Source organism: Mesotoga sp. Brook.08.YT.4.2.5.2. (genome assembly GCF_003351125.1).
Lineage (GTDB): Bacteria > Thermotogota > Thermotogae > Petrotogales > Kosmotogaceae > Mesotoga.
Window position 1 is genome coordinate 1 of sequence record NZ_JPGZ01000014.1, and the last position, 15,878, is coordinate 15,878.

13 protein-coding genes are annotated in these 15,878 nt (G+C 46.8%); 8 read left to right on the plus strand and 5 right to left on the minus strand.

Features of this window, described 5'->3' with window-relative positions; genetic code table 11:
• Positions 1 to 412 precede the first annotated feature (412 nt).
• Both rsgA and Q502_RS14575 read right to left on the minus strand, forming a co-directional pair.
• On the minus strand, positions 413 to 994 hold the full coding sequence (gene rsgA, locus Q502_RS14570) for a ribosome small subunit-dependent GTPase A (RefSeq protein ID WP_243392269.1): 582 nt from the start codon (positions 992 to 994) through the stop codon (positions 413 to 415).
• A 29-nt stretch (positions 995 to 1,023) separates the two neighbouring features.
• A complete protein-coding gene (locus Q502_RS14575) occupies positions 1,024 to 1,317 on the minus strand; it encodes a hypothetical protein (RefSeq protein ID WP_243392268.1) in 294 nt (97 codons plus the stop codon).
• A 514-nt stretch (positions 1,318 to 1,831) separates the two neighbouring features.
• Here Q502_RS14575 and Q502_RS04910 point away from each other — a divergent pair.
• The 3 genes from Q502_RS04910 to Q502_RS04920 all read left to right on the plus strand — a co-directional run bounded on the left by Q502_RS04910 (position 1,832) and on the right by Q502_RS04920 (position 4,671).
• Positions 1,832 to 2,761 carry a hypothetical protein gene (locus Q502_RS04910; protein ID WP_258553704.1) on the plus strand — a complete coding sequence of 310 codons (930 nt, stop codon included), beginning with the start codon at positions 1,832 to 1,834 and terminating at the stop codon, positions 2,759 to 2,761.
• An 88-nt stretch (positions 2,762 to 2,849) separates the two neighbouring features.
• Entirely contained in the window at positions 2,850 to 3,842 is a 993-nt protein-coding gene (locus Q502_RS04915; protein ID WP_099829453.1) for a BMP family ABC transporter substrate-binding protein, read from the plus strand.
• Positions 3,835 to 4,671 (plus strand): MurR/RpiR family transcriptional regulator, encoded by an 837-nt coding sequence (locus tag Q502_RS04920; RefSeq protein ID WP_099829452.1) that lies wholly within the window; start codon positions 3,835 to 3,837, stop codon positions 4,669 to 4,671. The genes Q502_RS04915 and Q502_RS04920 overlap by 8 nt, the downstream gene beginning before the upstream one ends.
• 33 nt (positions 4,672 to 4,704) lie before the next feature.
• Here the strand turns inward: Q502_RS04920 and Q502_RS04925 are convergent, their stop codons facing one another.
• The 3 genes from Q502_RS04925 to Q502_RS04935 form a co-directional block, all read right to left on the minus strand.
• On the minus strand, positions 4,705 to 5,283 hold the full coding sequence (locus Q502_RS04925) for a TetR/AcrR family transcriptional regulator (RefSeq protein ID WP_258394267.1): 579 nt from the start codon (positions 5,281 to 5,283) through the stop codon (positions 4,705 to 4,707).
• Between the two features lie 7 nt (positions 5,284 to 5,290).
• On the minus strand, positions 5,291 to 6,736 hold the full coding sequence (locus Q502_RS04930) for a radical SAM protein (RefSeq protein WP_099829451.1): 1,446 nt from the start codon (positions 6,734 to 6,736) through the stop codon (positions 5,291 to 5,293).
• Positions 6,737 to 8,202: 1,466 nt separating this feature from the next.
• A complete protein-coding gene (locus tag Q502_RS04935) occupies positions 8,203 to 8,622 on the minus strand; it encodes a C-GCAxxG-C-C family (seleno)protein (RefSeq protein WP_099830701.1) in 420 nt (139 codons plus the stop codon).
• A 113-nt stretch (positions 8,623 to 8,735) separates the two neighbouring features.
• Here Q502_RS04935 and Q502_RS04940 point away from each other — a divergent pair, with 113 nt between their 5' ends.
• The 5 genes from Q502_RS04940 to Q502_RS04960 all read left to right on the plus strand — a co-directional run bounded on the left by Q502_RS04940 (position 8,736) and on the right by Q502_RS04960 (position 15,708).
• Complete coding sequence (locus tag Q502_RS04940) at positions 8,736 to 9,899, plus strand: amidohydrolase (protein ID WP_099830702.1); 1,164 nt, start codon at positions 8,736 to 8,738, stop codon at positions 9,897 to 9,899.
• A gap of 823 nt (positions 9,900 to 10,722) precedes the next feature.
• A complete protein-coding gene (locus Q502_RS04945; protein WP_099830703.1) occupies positions 10,723 to 12,255 on the plus strand; it encodes a B12-binding domain-containing radical SAM protein in 1,533 nt (510 codons plus the stop codon).
• Between the two features lie 153 nt (positions 12,256 to 12,408).
• Entirely contained in the window at positions 12,409 to 13,668 is a 1,260-nt protein-coding gene (locus Q502_RS04950; RefSeq protein ID WP_099830704.1) for a 2-hydroxyacyl-CoA dehydratase subunit D, read from the plus strand.
• Entirely contained in the window at positions 13,665 to 15,395 is a 1,731-nt protein-coding gene (locus tag Q502_RS04955) for an acyl-CoA dehydratase activase (RefSeq protein WP_099830705.1), read from the plus strand. The genes Q502_RS04950 and Q502_RS04955 overlap by 4 nt, the downstream gene beginning before the upstream one ends.
• A gap of 55 nt (positions 15,396 to 15,450) precedes the next feature.
• Positions 15,451 to 15,708: a DUF2188 domain-containing protein gene (locus Q502_RS04960; protein ID WP_099830706.1), complete on the plus strand. Its 258-nt coding sequence runs from the start codon at positions 15,451 to 15,453 to the stop codon at positions 15,706 to 15,708.
• Positions 15,709 to 15,878 lie beyond the last annotated feature (170 nt).

The window sequence follows — 15,878 nt, forward strand, 5'->3', positions numbered from 1 at the left end:
ATAATAACAACTCCTAACGAGGTACAGAGGAAAGCGCTTGAACTCGTCGGACTGAAACAACTCAGAAAACGTAGACAGAAATAACCACTTCATTTCTCTGAAATCATTTCAGATAGCTATTTCTTGCTTGTTCAGTTTGGGAACTTCAGACTAAACAAGGGAAAAAACGAAAAGAATGCCAGCCGTACCACCGCATTCTCAATTCACTATGCGCTTGTAAGAAACGGAGTTCCGGGAAGGACTTGAGATGTCTTTACTCAATCTTTGCCTTTTTCAAGCAGGGCCTGCCAATTTAGCAGTGAGCAAAAGGAGCAAGCGTTAGAACCTATTGCTAAAAAGCAATTATGGCCCGATCACTTGAATAACTAGGCTTTATTCAACAACTATCTGTACTCCTCCATTTAGTTCGGAATCAAGAGCCACACGATTCCTTCTTCATCTTCGAGTAGTTTCGCAGTCTTTTCTCATCAAGAATTCCGTTTGTCACAGCCTCCCGAACGGCACATCCTGGCTCGACAGTGTGAATGCAGTCTCTGAACCTGCACTTGGCAAAGAGTTCGGCGATATCCTCAAAGACTTCGTCAAGCCCTTCCGTTCCACTGATTGCAAACTCTCTCATTTCGGGAACATCGATCAATTTTCCGCCATCTTGAAGAAGGTTTACTTGATATGAGGTTGTCGTGTGTTTTCCCTTATGGGTAGAATCACTTACCTCAGCGGTCTTCACATTGCTCCTGCAAATCGCGTTTACTAGGGAAGACTTTCCGACACCGGAACTGCCAGCGAGTACGGAGGATTTGTATTTGAGGCTCTCCTTCACTTCTTCCAGGCCTTGCCCGGTCAAAGTGCTCGTGAGAAAGACCTGATAACCCAATTCGCGATAGTTCTGAATATCATCGGCTGCCTCTTTTTCAATACCAAGGTCGGCTTTGTTGAAGACGATCATGACATCTAGATCGGGTCCTCTCGCCGCAGTGATGTATCTTTCGATCAAGCTCTTGCGGTAAGGAGGATCCTTTACTGCTACAACATGAAGACCTGATCCACGTTGGCCGCGATCACCTGATCCAAGTGACTCCCTCTTTTTCCTGCACCTCTTCGCACGAGACACTTTTTTCTTGGAAGAACCTCTGTAATGACACCTCGCTCTCTCTGAAGAGTTCCGAAAACGACCTTGTCTCCGACGGTGACTTCATTCTTCTCGGTCCTCTCTTTTCTCAGTAGCTTACCCCCTAGAAGACACCGAAAGTAATCCCCTGTATCAGAGAGCACTTCTATTATTCCTTTCTGAACGTTAGTTACTTCACCAGTAATCATTTACCTCCGATTAGTCTAGTAATTTGAACAAAAAAAGCAAAAAACCACGGGTTCTTTTACCACCGTGGTCGAATAATCGGAAGAAACTAGCCTGTCAGCTGGTGAATTCCAAAAGAAGCGCGGTGTAAGAGCCCGTGGGGTTAAAGAAATCATTAAAGTTATCTACCATGTACACCACCTCCTTTGTGGAACAACCAATTATACAACGTGGCCACGGATTTTCAATGAGCTATGATCCATAGTGACTAGCCGATACAGCTTCACGCACTCTAATCAAGAAATTCTGCTCCCTCAGGCCTTCTCTTCAAACCGCTGGCCTCGTGTTTCCGAAAATAGCGTATAATTGCGATGTGGGTGATTTGTCAGTATGAGAATGCCATTTTTTCGCTATTTATTTTTTGTGTTGTTCGTCCTTATAACGATTACTAGTCTGGCGGGGAGCAGCGATTCTACAGACTCTTCTGATGCTACAGTAACTACCTATTTCGAAGATCTGGCGAGGGAGATTCTTGCCATGGATTCTTTTGATGACTTATTCAATCTTGATGGTTTCTTTGACGAGGACCCTGCAGAAGAACTTGCACCTTCTATCCCAATCCCTTCGGTTCCGGTAAGCACAGACGCTATTACTGAGTTGCCTACGGCCATTGTTACAGCAAGCGCGACTTCACTGAATACGGAGACTCTCGACAGTACTGCATTATGGGTATACGAGAAATGTTACGATGGGCTCCTTCCGGGAAGAATCACGTTCGAATTCCAGTCTGGCGATCCTGTTATGGGTATCCCAGATGTGGTTACGTTCTACAAGGAAGGGATCGTAGTGGGAACTCTTGCGGGGAAGACAATAATGACACCGGTTATTGTCAACGATGTTCCCTACCATGGTGAAAAGACCACGATATTCAGGTTTCTGACGGGTGATTATTCTACTCCGCTAGGAGCTTTCTACATTACTGTCATCGACTCCAAAGTGTACTCTCTCGCAGTTGCAGTTGACCCTATGAAGGTAGACAATGTTGTCGACCTCGACGGTGATGGAGTTGCTGAGCTTGTGGTCATCGATGATCACATGGTTAAGGCTCATGAAGCTACCGAGTTGTCGGTCTTCAAGCGTTTCTTCAGTTGGAGCGAAGTTGGCTGGCAAGTTGACAGCCCCGGACAGTATTCAGAGGTCTACTCTGCTCTCGCTGCGGAGGATCTCGGCAAGATAAGATCGTCCAGTCCAAGAACTCCTCACGTGTGGTCATATGCTTACCATTCTTATATGGCAGGCCAGGATCTGGACGAAATAAGAGTTCAAGTCGCTGAGCTCGTAGAGGACTTCTCGCTTCATTGGCTTGTTGATTCCTCTGAAGTGGTCAGACTCCTGGATCAGAATATAAACCAGTATGAAGGTTTCGTAATGAAGAAGCCTACTCCAAGTTCATCTTCCACTATGTAATTCGATTCAAGAATATTATTCACACTCTTGAGAATTCCATTCACCACGACTATAATCGTATTGAGTGGGAAAAATGGAGCGTGAGATTATGAGAAGAATATTCTTGTTGTTGCTTCTTCTGATTAGCGCGGCACTAGCCGCATCGAAATTCAGTGTTGGGATCTTGATCACGGGCGAGATTGGCGGGAACGCCATATATGAGCTCGTTCAGAAAGGCGCCCTCGGAATGGCTTCCGACGAGATCGAGATCAAGATTGTCGAAGGCGGTTACAATCAATCAAAATGGGAATCGATGTTGGTCAGCCTCGCAGCTCTCGGCAAGTACGATCTTCTTATGACTTTTACCGAAGGAATGCCGGCAAGTGTTATGCGAGTAGCCCAGATGTTTCCGAATCAGAAATTTGCGTTACTGGACGGAATCATTGAGGAGCCACTACCAAACACTTACTCTGCAGCCTTCAGAGATAGCGAGATGACCTTTCTTGCCGGTATCTTCGCTGGACTTGTTACATCAAGCGATTTGCCGGGTGCGAACGAAGAGAACGTTGTGGGATTGATAGCAGGAGACACCTATCCTGCCATGACGAACATAATGAGACCCTATTTTGAACTTGGTGTCGCAACGGTGAATCCCTCGGCTAAGGTTCTTTTTGGTGTTGTAGGCAGCTGGTCCGACCCATCAAGAGGAAGAGAACTTGCAGCTAAGCAGTTTGATGCAGGAGCAGACATAATTCTTTCAATAGCGGGCGGCAGTGGTGTTGGAGTCATTGAAGAGGCGTCGGTTAGGGGTAGATACGTGATCACCGTTGACTCCAACCTTATACCATTGAACCCGAAGGTAATACTTGCAAGCTTTCTGAAGCATATCGACCGCCTTGTTAGCAAGACTATTGCGAAGGCCAAGGCGGGGGAGCTGCTATTCGGGAGTTCCGAGAGGGTCGGCATTGCAGAAGGAATGATTGATTATACACACGACGATCCTTATTTTCTATCCAATGTTCCTGCTGAGATTCGCGCGGAGCTTGCGAAATGGTTTGAAGTACTCAAAGACAGCGAGGCTCCTTCACCGAAGAATGAGTAGCCTTCTTCAATCATACAATGAAGCGCTTCATCATCTCACAGAAACCGAAGAGAGGATTGCCTCTTTCGTAATAAGTCATCCGGAGGAGGCTCTTGACCTTCCCGTTCAAGATCTGGCGAGAAGACTGGAGGTAGCTCCCTCAATGATAATCAAGGCGGCGAAGAAGCTCGGATTCTCCGGTTATACGCAACTGAGACTGGCGATCGCAAGCGAGCTCAACTTACTTGTTCAAAGAGAGAAATCCTCCGTAATGATCGAGGATCTTGAGGCATATGATCAACTCGTGTCATCGACGATTCGCGAAGCATATTCGCGCCTGAACGAGGACGATGTTGAAGCTGCGGCGCGACTATTAGCGGAAGCGCAGATAGTTGATATTTACGCCTTTGGTTTCGATGCGCTTGCCGGTCATGATCTCTATCTCAAGATGCTTCAGAGCGGGAAGAGAGTTAAGTTGATTGAGAATGGCTACGAGCAGATGATTTCTGCGTACACGCTGGAAAGTGACTCGGTAATAGTTGCCATTTCGAGTGCAGGGACTTCCGCAGATCTTATTGATGCGCTGAGATTTTCGCAGAAGTCCGGTGTATCAGTGATCACTATAACGCCTGCTAGATCCATGCTCAGTGGTTACTCCAAAGTGAACCTGGAAAGCTACTATTCCAAACTGGTATTTCCAGAAGGCGGATTGGTCACTCGGATCGTTCAGCTGATGATTGTAGACATGCTTTATCTTCAGTTTCTTAAGATCTCTGGAAAAAAGTTTGAGGAGAGATATTCAAAGTTTAGAGAGGTTCTTGACTTCAAAAAAAGGGGGATGAAAAAATGAGAGGGATTCTGTCCCTCTCATTTTTTGTCGGGTTCATTCACCGGAGTTGCTAACCAAGCCCCTCCAGATTATCTCTCGTATGCTTTCTAGCCCGTTAGGGTCTTCCGTTACACTGAAACCATTCAATATGAGGTCTGCTGCGCTATCGGGATCTACGTCTTTGGAAATCTCATGTGCGGTCTTGGCATCGTTTATTGCCGAAGACAGTTTTTCCTTCAAGATCTGGTACCTATCTCTCACTCTTTTCCAGGATTCATTATCTTCTCGGCTGAGGTTTGCCCTCTCCTGATCCATGATCTTCTTGATCTCATTCTTGCTTGTGATGAAATCAATATACGATCTCAGAATTCTCTTCAGCTTCGAAACGTAGATACTCTCATTTCTTGTTTCCGAAAAGACATGATCTTCAAGTTCGTTGATCGAGTACTGCCAGACTTCGTAAAACAGGTCCTCTTTACTGGGAAAGTAGTAGTAGATCAGGGCCTTCTTCACACTTGCCATCTGGGCAATCTCAGACATGCTTACGCCGTCGTGACCTCTTTCCGCAAAGGCCTTCCGGGCGGCTTTTATAATCCTCTCTCTAGAAGACAAATTCGCTCGCACCGGATCCACCGTCCCCTCAAGGTTTTTTGTCTATAGCAAGCTTCTCTTCGTTGTTAGCGTACTTTCTCATTCTAACATCAAAATCGTAAACCCCTCTGTGGGCCGGATGGGTCTCGGCAAAGCCTTCCTCATAGTAGAGTTTGTCGGCGTATTCCTTCCAACCGGCTGCAAGCTCATCCAACTGTCCGGCAAGCTCTGTGACAACGTTTTCACTTCCATCGTGCTGTGGGATCGCATTGAACTTGTTCACCATGGCTCTGAGGACTTTCGGATTGTCAATAATCGGACAGGGTCTGAAGAGATTATTGCTGTAAGGCACCATTCTCTTGTATGCAGTGAAGAATGGAGACTTCAAAATCTCCAGAAGACTCTTTTCTCTTATACTGTCAACCGCAAACTGCTGGAAGACACAAGGTTCAACGTAACCCTTTGCATTTACGTGAAGATACTTTGCGCCGGCGGCAAGACAGCCATTCGTAAGGAATCCGTGATTCCAGAAGTCTGCAACGAATGCGAAGTCTCCACCGAGCCTCTCTTGCTCGGTCTTGAAGAATCTCTCATATCTCTGTTCCGGCGTAGGGACAAGGTCCATAGAAGGATTCATACCGACTGGCATGAACTGGAATACCCAGGCATAAGAAACGCCCTCGTCCTTCAGGAACTGCCAGAACTCGTCCTTCATCATAACTTCGTGGTTGAGTCTTGTCGCTGTGACAGAAGTACCGTAGATTACTCCTGCTTCTCGCAGGATTTCCCATGCTTGCTTGATCTTGTTGAAGGTACCTCGTCCGCGTCTCCAGTCAGTTTCGCCTTCGAAACCTTCCACTGATACGGCAAAGGTCGCATTGCCAAGTTCGCCAAGCTTCTTCGCGACTTCCTTCGTTATGAGCGTTCCATTTGTGTAGACCTGGAAATACGAGTCGTTGAACTCCTCGAAAATCTCTAGAAGATGCGGCCAGACGAATGGTTCGCCTCCGGTGATGATAAAGAAGTAAATCCCAAGCTCGTTTGCCTGCCGGATGATCGAACTGACCTCTTCCTTGGAGAGCTGATACTTTCTTCCGTAAAGACCGGCATAACAGCCGACACAGTTGAGATTACAAGCGTAAGTTGGACTTATTACTAGAAGCTTAGGAATAACAACCTCGTGCTCCAGCATCTTCTCCTGTCTAATCTTCTCGCCTAATGCGAACTCATTTACAACGAGATTTGTCATAGCCTTTTCGACGGCCTTAGGACTGGATCTCTTGAAGACATTCTGCCAGGAAACGATCATCGGATGCTCTTCCTTGGCCATCTGAGTGAGTTTCTTCAGACCGCTCTTCGTCGGTTCCTTTGTCAAAGTGGCGACAGTACCAAAAAGCCTTCCAATATTTTCAGTCGAAGAATTTCTGACAACTGAACCCACATACTTCCCTGCCTGTCTCAGCATAGAAGCTTTCATGCTTTCTACAATACCCATGAATAACACCCCCAATAGATGTTTACTTACCGGTCGGTAAAATATTAAACCTTCAATGCTACACTTCATTGTCTTTTATATAAATAGTCTGCAACATGTGCTGTCTATTTGAGGGTGAGCAAGCCATTCATCGTGAAAGAGCATTGTCGAGACGTTCGCTGCGCTCACGAGAAGGCGAGAGAAAAGCCAGTCTGTTGACGCAAGGCTAGCGAAGATCACGCCGGGTCGCAATGCCCAGGAAAGCATCCGGGGACGCATTGCTGCCTTCGGCAGGAGGCGAGGCCGACTTCGTCGGGAAGTGATGCTGCTGCGCAGGAAGCCTCTCAGGTCAACCGTCAACGGTCCACCGTTCTCCGAGAAGTCCGTCAGTTGCAAGTTCCAGTGTGCCAAGAAGGCGAAGAAGGTAACTTCAAGCCATGCTTAATCGAAGATGAGGGAGGGCCCCTCGAAGCCGCCATGCAGGTGGAGGCTTCAAACCACCGTAAGCTGCTGTGGTAAAGAGCCATGGTAGTGAACGTTACGGGAAAAGGCGGGACAGTGATCCCGTCAGGTGAGTACCAGAGGAGACGAATACAAGTGAACCACCGTGAACGTGTCGTAAGGACCTGTAGTGTCATCTAAACCGGGAAACCTGGTTATCCCGGGATAAGTCTGGAGGAAACCTGCTTACTGTCCAGATGGTGACCGGAATATAGGTGGCGTGACCCTGGTACAGGCTTCGATTAGGAACTTGGGAACCTGGATCTGGATGTTAAGGGAAAAGCCGCAAGTGGAAGACCCACGAGGGTGAAAGTACCGATGCCAGATTCAGGGGCGGAACAGTCCGTAGTAGTGATGAAGCTCCTGTAATGGGAGTGGAGCGAAGGGACTGTGTTATCCAGTTTTGTAGGTTAGTCAACCAACTCTGTGCAGACAACCGAAAGGGAGGAACTGTGAACAGAGACAAGGAAGGAGCAAACAGACAAGATGAGGTCGTATGAAATCCCCTTTGTACACTGGACGAAGATCCGCTGTAAGCTTAAGAACAAAGACCCGCTGAACGCTGTGAAGAGCCGTCCTTAGTCCTTCGTCCCAGATCATGAACCCGTCCTTGGGAAGAGCCTGAGGTCAGAGGCAAGAGGTCGGAAGAGCAAAAATGTCACAACGCGTCATCTGAACTTGATTCAGAGTCTTACCCTTCTTTTTTCGTCTCATGTAGCTTTTCTGGTTTGACCAAGAACGAAGAACAGATCCTCGCTCTGGAACGAAGCACTGGTTTTTCCCTCGGCTAAAGGAGAACCGTTTAACGGCCAACTGATATCGCTTTGCTCTTTCCAATCCCTACCGCAACCCCCGACCCGGGCCTTTTGCTTTTTCTTACTATGCAGGATCTGCTTTCTCTCCTTGCTCTTAATACTCTCGAATATGGTTTTTCTAGAAGCAAAGCTCTCGGTTGGTCTCTCTCGTTTCTTTTCATTTGATCGTCATCAGTTAGTCTTTTCTCTTTCGTACTTGACGATTATCTCTTCAAGCACTTTCGCGGCCATTCTTACGGTTGGCTCACATCCGATAACTTCATCCCTGTACTTTTCTTTAAGTACTTTGCAATCAAGATGACCGTATCTCTTCTCGAATTCCTCAAGGAATTCTTCGGCGATACGTTTCATTTTCTCTTGTTTCTCGAATTCTTCACTGTTGAAAAGAATGCCAATCACCGCGAGGGAACCCATTACTGCACCGCAAACGCTTCCAACTCTCATTCCTCCCCCGAAGGCACCCATGGTGTCGAACGCTTCTTTGGGAAGATTTAGATTGAATTCCTCGTTTGCTCCGTAAACCATCGCCTCTGCACAGTTTCTCTCTAGATCGTTTCTTGAATACTCCCTTCCTACAGCATCTTCAAGCATAATATACTCCTTCCTGACAGTCGGCTCCAGAACAAGATGGCATATCGATAAGTGTGCATTACGTATCACTTCTGATAGAATCTAAATATACTACTGAACTAAGGAGGTCTTTCATGTCAATACTACTAAAGAATGGTACAGTTTACCCTATCACATCCGATCCATTCAAAGGCGATGTCCTGATCGGTAATGGAAAGATTGAGCGGATAGGCCAGGGAATAGAGGAACCTGATGCAGAGGTAATTGATGCTTCGGGAAAGTATATTTTCCCCGGTTTCATTGATGCCCACTCTCATATTGGAATCTATGAAGAGGGTGTAGGCGGCTATTACGGAGATGGAAACGAAGCGACAGATCCTCTTACTCCCGATGTTTCAGTCGTTGACGCGTTTAATCCTCAGGATGCCGCAATAAAGCGCGCGTTATCAGGAGGAGTCACTACTGTCATGGTTGTTCCCGGTAGTGCAAACCCGGTCGGGGGTCAGGGCGCTATCTTCAAGTTCAAGAAAACCCTGATAGTCGACGACATGGTTGTTCGCGCTCCAGCAGGTTTGAAGATGGCGACAGGAGAGAACCCCAAGAGAGTCTACGGAGAAGGTTTCAAGAAAACGCCTTCCACTAGACTGGGAACGGCAGCTGTTATCCGTGGTTACTTCACAAAAGTCAGGGCCTACATTGAGAAGAAGAAGGCTGCTGAGAAAGAGGGGAAGCCCTTCACGGATATAGACCCGAAACTTGAGGTAGGAGAAAAAGTGCTCAAGAAGGAAATTCCCGCAAGAATTCACGCTCACAGACAGGATGATATTCTGACTGCAGTAAGGCTATCAAAGGAGTTTGATTTTGATCTTGTTGTGGAGCACGCAACTGAAGGCTACAAGATAGTAGATTTTCTCAAGAGTAACAATGTTCCGGTTGTTCTTGGACCTATTTTCGGTTTTCGAACGAAACTCGAGCTTAAGGACATGAGTTACGATGCGCCAAGAATACTCAACGAAAAAGGCGTCCTGGCAGCTTTCATGTGTGATCATCCAGTCATTCCTCTCGAAAATACGAACGTTCAACTCGGTGTGGCTTTACGTTACGGCTCCAAAGAGGACGATCTATTCAAGATGGTGACGATAAATGCTGCGAAGATTTTGAAGATAGATGAGAGAGTTGGATCACTTGAAGTTGGAAAAGACGCAGATATTGCTATCTGGACTGATCATCCATTTAACCTTTCGGCGAAGACAGAGAGAGTATTCATTGAAGGTGAAGAAGTATATAGCGATCTTTGATAAACGCTTTCTGTAAATATATCGAATTATTTGATGCGATTTAGGATCAAGCTTTGCCCGCGCTCTTCGTTGCGAGAGAAGAGTTCGTGGATTTAATTTGAGTGGAGACCTTTTCAGGGGATAGGCTTCTCGTTTGAACCGGGAGCGCGAATCCAAGAAACTCAATGTAAGTGAAGCATTTGCCGAGAATTTCGCGAGGCGGGAATGGTCTGATGCACCATTTAAGAAACAAAAACTAGGCAATTGGACAAGCCTCTCTTGACAATTCGGCTTTGTGCGAGGTCTTGGAAAACCGAAACCTTTAAGTCTCTTGTAGCCAGGTTGGGTGACTCTCACGAAATAGTAAGGGGTGGGTTCTATGAGTCGTTCTTGTTGAACAGAGAGAGATGCCGAGATAAACTGGTCCTTATTGATTGCGCAATTCTCGCCGTCATGCAGCAGCTCCTGAGGATTTTAACCATTCGACCAGGACGATGTCAAAGAAGCCGCATCTCGTCATGACCCAAGGATTCTCGTCATGAATTCGCTGAGATCAAAGTGCTTCATGTCTGCTCGCGAGTTCTCTTGACTAGCCTGCGTGATAAAATTGATATTACAGCGGGATAAGTAATCGAGTCCATGTTTTCAATGAGAATACTCTTTCGTTATAACAACTACGGCAAAGTGGCTTAGACCGACAGCTGAACAAATGATGCCAAATCAACTCTAGGTAATGTCACGGCAGTTTTCGCAGTCTCTTATCCCGCAGATTGAACTGTTTCGCGCGAACGTTCTATTACGGAAACAGAGTCATGGGTATCTTAAGAAAAAAGGAAGTGAGATCTTGAGAGTTCTGTTGGTTTACCCTGAATACCCGGAGACATTCTGGAGTTTCAAGCATGCTTTGAAGTTTGTTTCTAAAAAAGCGGCGTATCCCCCACTTGGTCTCATGACCGTTGCTGCCATGTTGCCCGAAGAATGGGAGAAGAAGCTCATCGATATGAACACGGACACTCTGCGTGATGAAGATATCACAGAATCCGACTACGTAATGATTAGCTCGATGGACATTCAGCTTGACTCGGCAAAGAAGGTCATTCAAAGGTGCAGAGAGCTTGGTGTCAAAACTGTAGCGGGCGGGCCGCTTTTCACAACCAGACCCGAGGAGTTCAGTGAAGTCGATCATCTTGTTCTTGGCGAGGCAGAAATGACTCTGGCGCCGTTTCTTCATGATTTAGAGAAAGGCCAGGCTAAGCACATTTACAGATCTGACGGCTTTCCAGATATCGGAACCAGCCCCATTCCAAACTGGGCGCTTCTTGACATGAGAAAGTACTCTTCAATGAACATTCAATATTCCAGAGGTTGTCCTTATAATTGTGAGTTCTGTGACATTGTTCTGCTAAACGGACGAATTCCCAGGACGAAGAGCGCGGAAAAACTCACTGCCGAAATGGAAGCATTATATGAGGCTGGTTGGCGCGGGGGAGTCTTCATTGTGGACGACAATTTCATCGGCAACAAGACGAAGCTGAAGAGAGAGATTCTTCCGGCAGTAGCCGAATGGATGAAAGAGAGGAATTATCCTTTTGTACTGAATACAGAAGTCTCAATTGATCTTTCGGATGACGATGAACTCATGAAACTCATGGTCGACGCAAATTTCGGAACCGTCTTCGTCGGCATAGAGACTACCGAGGAGGAAAGCCTTCTTGAATGCGGTAAGTATCAGAATCGAAACAGAGATTTACTCTCATCTGTAAAGAAGATGCAGCAGTTTGGGCTGCAGGTTCAGGGCGGATTCATTGTGGGCTTCGATCACGATAAGCCTTCGGTATTCAGAAACATGATCGATTTCATTCAGAAGAGCGGTATAGTGACGGCAATGGTTGGTGTCCTCACTGCGCCTACAGGTACAAGACTCTTCATGAGGTTGAAAGAAGAGAACAGGATCGCATCGGAGTTCTCTGGAAATAACACAAGCATTCTGACTAACATAGTTCCTAAGATGGGACTCAAGAACCTTGAAGACGGTTACTATGAGATACTTAAGAGCATCTACGCTCCTAAACCTTACCGTCAGAGAGTCATTACCTTTCTTAAGAACTATAAACCTAATACACCTAGACATGTAAGACCCCTTTCCGATAGTCTTAAGGCTTTTCTGAAGTCCCTATGGGTACTTGGAATCCGTGAAAGAGGCAGAATACACTACTGGCTACTGTTACTGTGGACGGCCTTCTTTAAGCCGTCGCTTTTCCCACTGTCGGTGGAATTTGCGATATACGGCTATCACTTTCGGAAATCCCTTTCCTTTGCCCTGTTTGGAGAGAGCGGGTCAATATCGCCCAGTCATGCAGAAAGAGATTCAGAGTGATCAAGCATATCGCGGGCGCGAAGTAGCTGACCGGTGAACTATCAGACTCTTTGTTCGTAAGAGGTTATAATTGAGTTCAGTCAAATATCCCGACTCAAAGGGACAATGGGTTGATAACAGCAATTCATTGTGGCAGGAGCGAGAGTATAGTAGATGTCGCGAAAGAGTGTGAAATTCGGAAGCTTTCTAAGAAATTACATAGATGATACCGAAAAGTTCAAGAAATGGCTTCAGTTAGGCATGGAATTTGAGAACCTCAGAAGAAGGCATTTTCCAGACAGGGGTCGACCTCGATTTGTCAATACGGTCAATCATCTAGCGCTTGAGGAAGTCTATTTTGCAATAAAGGGTATCAGTACCGTGTGGGTGAATCTCATGGCCCCTTCTGAGCTTCTTCTTTCTGCGGGTCTTAACCCCGTCTCTGCCGAAGGCATTTCTGGAGCGCTTTCGTCGATGCATCTTGAGGACACGGCGATAGCATATTCTTCACAGGCGGGAATAAGCGACTCCCTCTGTACGTTTCATAGAGCTTCTGTTGGAGTATCTATGAGAAAGCTTCTCCCCCCGCCAAAGTTGGTGATGACGACAAGCATTCTCTGCGATGGAAATCTTCCAACCTTCAAAAGAATAGCCAAGGAATACGATGTTCCTTTCATTTTGATAGATGTGCCAAGAGGTCGAAAGAGTGAGGCTGTAGGATACGTTCTCTCGCAACTGAAAGAAGTTGTCGGTACGATCGAAGAAATCACAGGGGCCCCCTTCAAAATGGATGAGTTGTCGTTGAGATTGTCTTATGAAAGAGAACTCATGGAAAACCTCGAGGAGTCGAAAGCCAGAACGGAAGACTCGTATCTGCCTCAGCACTTGTATGAACACATGAACTCGTTGTATGTACTTCATACTCTGGCCGGGGATGGGAGAATTGCGGCGGCCTCCAGAGGTATCCACGAAAGGCTTGAAGCGATTCCCGAAAACGCGAGGAAGATCCTCTGGCTTCACATTCCTCCCTATTACGATAATGAGCTTTTCAATCTCTTCGTTCCGGGATCGAAAAACCTCGTGGTTGCCAGTGAGCTCATGTGGGACTGGATGTATCCGGTTGATCCACAGCGACCACTTGAGAGTCTCGCAGAGAAACTTGTCTATAATCCTCTTTGTGGAAGCGTGGTCGATCGTGGAAACTTCTGCCTGGATCTTGCACGCAGCTTTAGGGTAGATGGAGTGATCCACTTTTCTCACTGGGGATGCAGACAGTCGGCCGGAGGAGTGAGTTACTTGAAGAGTATATTCGAAGAGGAGAGAATTCCCTTTCTTGAGTTGACGGGTGACTGTGTTGACCATTCATCTCAGGGAGCCGGGCAGCTGCGGACTAGGACAGAAGCATTCCTGGAAATTGTGGAGAAGAGAAGATGATCTATTATTCATGCAGCTACATACCAATGGAAGTGATGCTCGGAAGCGCCTGTGAATTCCACAGAATCACCTCCTCTGCTCCGACCTCTTGTCACGAACTTGGATGCAATTTGTGCGGTTATGCAAAGACCGTCTACAAAAAAGGGATGGAACTGAATTCAGATGATTGTCTCTTGATAGCCGACTCTTGTGATGCGATGCGCAGAGTCGGAGATCTTCTCTCAGAGCTTTCGTCAGCCAAGGTTTTCATCCTCAGACTTCCGTGGAAGAGAGACGCTGACGCGGTGAAATTTCTTTGCCGCGAGCTTGTCGGTCTGACAGCTTTCCTCCAGAACTCCGGTATTACAGTTGACCTGCATACTGGAATAAACCGATTCAACGATATTGTGGAGTATGTGCAGGCAAATGAAATGCTGGTTGAAGGGACGGAGTTATCAAGGCTTTATCTTTCGGCGCTAGATGGCAGGAAAGCCGAAGTAAGCTCTTCTAATGCCAAGAGCGATGGATCGGGAAAACGGATTGCACTTAGCGGCGGAGTGACTGATCTGAAAAGCTTCGATAATGCAGTGGAGAAGGCCGGCGCAATAACAGTATCAAATGAGACCTGCCTGGGAAGAAGACCGTTTTCTAGCAAGACTGCCGATAACATCGAACCACTTGTTGCGATTGCCGAACGTCTGCTGAGGTGGAGATCTCCTTGTGGTCGCTTCTCCGAGCCATTTCCAGCTTCAGATGACAGAGCAGATGCGACTGTCTTTGTGGTTCCTAAGTTTTGCGACTTCTTCGACTTTGTTCGTGCCGGCGACAACGGAAAGAGTTACAGAGTTGAACTCGATTTTCCTCTAAATTCAGATGGACAACTGACCACAAGAATCGGGGCTTTGATGGAGAAGAGCGACTTCAGATCAGTATCGCATGCTGAGGAGGGAAGTACGGTGATTTACGCAGGAGTTGATTCAGGTTCTACGACTACCAATGGCGTTCTGGTTGACGGGAACGGCAGGATACTCTTCTCGAAGACTTTGAAAACGGGAATTAGGGCCTCGAATACAGCAGAAGTTCTTATACAGGAGATGACCGAATTCTCCCGCAAGAATGGAAATCAAATTGGAAAGTGCATTTCTACGGGCTATGGAAGGCTGCTCGTATCATCTGCAAGTGATAAGATCACAGAAATCTCATGTCACGCCAGAGGCGTTTTCGAACTCTACCCCGAAGCCCGAGGAATCATCGACATAGGCGGTCAGGATAGCAAAGTTATCCGATTGAATTCCGGGGGAAGTGTAGAAGACTTTGCAATGAATGATAAGTGCGCCGCCGGAACGGGAAGGTTTCTTGAAGTGATGGCTTCTGCTCTTGAGCTTGGCACCGAAGAGATGTCGTCGCTTGCCCGAAAATCAAAGAAGGACATTTCGATCAGTTCGGTTTGCACTGTATTTGCCGAGTCTGAAGTTGTTTCGCTGATAGGATTGGGAGAAAGAATTGAGGATATTTCGGCCGGTCTATTCAAGGCGATAGCAAGAAGAGTGGGAGCGATGTATTCAAGATTGGGATCTCCAGAACCTCTTGTCTTCACCGGAGGGGTTGCGAGAAACCCCGGGGTAGTGGAGGCTTTGAATAAGTTGTTTGGAACGGAGATCCTCATCCCCGAAATACCCGATATAATGGGAGCTTACGGCGCCGCTTTGTTCGCAAGAGAGTCGAGTTCCGAGAGTGACATTGGATGAGCTTTTGAACTTCGCGGTTCTATGATTTGTCAGTGATGTGTAGGAGGTGCATTTCATGGATCACCATGAAGAACTACGCAAGATTCCGAGTATTAGTGAAGAGATTATTGAAAACATCTACCATGTGAGACCCCACGAAGGATCCTGGATAGTCGATCACGAAAGTGAAGAGAGAATCATTCATCGGTTTGACGAAAAGGACGATACAATTACCGCTGCTTCGGAGTTAGCCGGCAGCAGTCCTGAAGGCAAGTTAGTGATTCATGATTCCAAGGGAAATGTCGATAGAGACGAGACCGTAAGAATTAGGTAAGTCACTTCAGGAAAAATTCGGAGGCACGCGAGTTTTCATTCCAGTCGCAGTCCACACTCGTTTAAGCAGACACTGAAAATGAAGAGTCGTTGACCGTCCAAAAGCAAGGACGCGTTTACCGATAAGATCGAGAGGAGACGAGAGAAATCCTTTCGAGAAGTTCGCTTCGC

Bases quoted from the DNA above. Each gene is read 5' to 3' on its own strand.
- Q502_RS04950 (WP_099830704.1), top strand. From the start codon at position 12,409: ATGTCGCGAAAGAGTGTGAAATTCGGAAGCTTTCTAAGAAATTACATA.
- Q502_RS04915 (WP_099829453.1), top strand. From the start codon at position 2,850: ATGAGAAGAATATTCTTGTTGTTGCTTCTTCTGATTAGCGCGGCACTA.
- Q502_RS04920 (WP_099829452.1), top strand. From the start codon at position 3,835: ATGAGTAGCCTTCTTCAATCATACAATGAAGCGCTTCATCATCTCACA.
- Q502_RS14575 (WP_243392268.1), bottom strand. From the start codon at position 1,317: ATGATTACTGGTGAAGTAACTAACGTTCAGAAAGGAATAATAGAAGTG.
- Q502_RS04935 (WP_099830701.1), bottom strand. From the start codon at position 8,622: ATGCTTGAAGATGCTGTAGGAAGGGAGTATTCAAGAAACGATCTAGAG.
- Q502_RS04930 (WP_099829451.1), bottom strand. From the start codon at position 6,736: ATGGGTATTGTAGAAAGCATGAAAGCTTCTATGCTGAGACAGGCAGGG.
- Q502_RS04955 (WP_099830705.1), top strand. From the start codon at position 13,665: ATGATCTATTATTCATGCAGCTACATACCAATGGAAGTGATGCTCGGA.
- Q502_RS04910 (WP_258553704.1), top strand. From the start codon at position 1,832: ATGGATTCTTTTGATGACTTATTCAATCTTGATGGTTTCTTTGACGAG.
- Q502_RS04960 (WP_099830706.1), top strand. From the start codon at position 15,451: ATGGATCACCATGAAGAACTACGCAAGATTCCGAGTATTAGTGAAGAG.
- Q502_RS04940 (WP_099830702.1), top strand. From the start codon at position 8,736: ATGTCAATACTACTAAAGAATGGTACAGTTTACCCTATCACATCCGAT.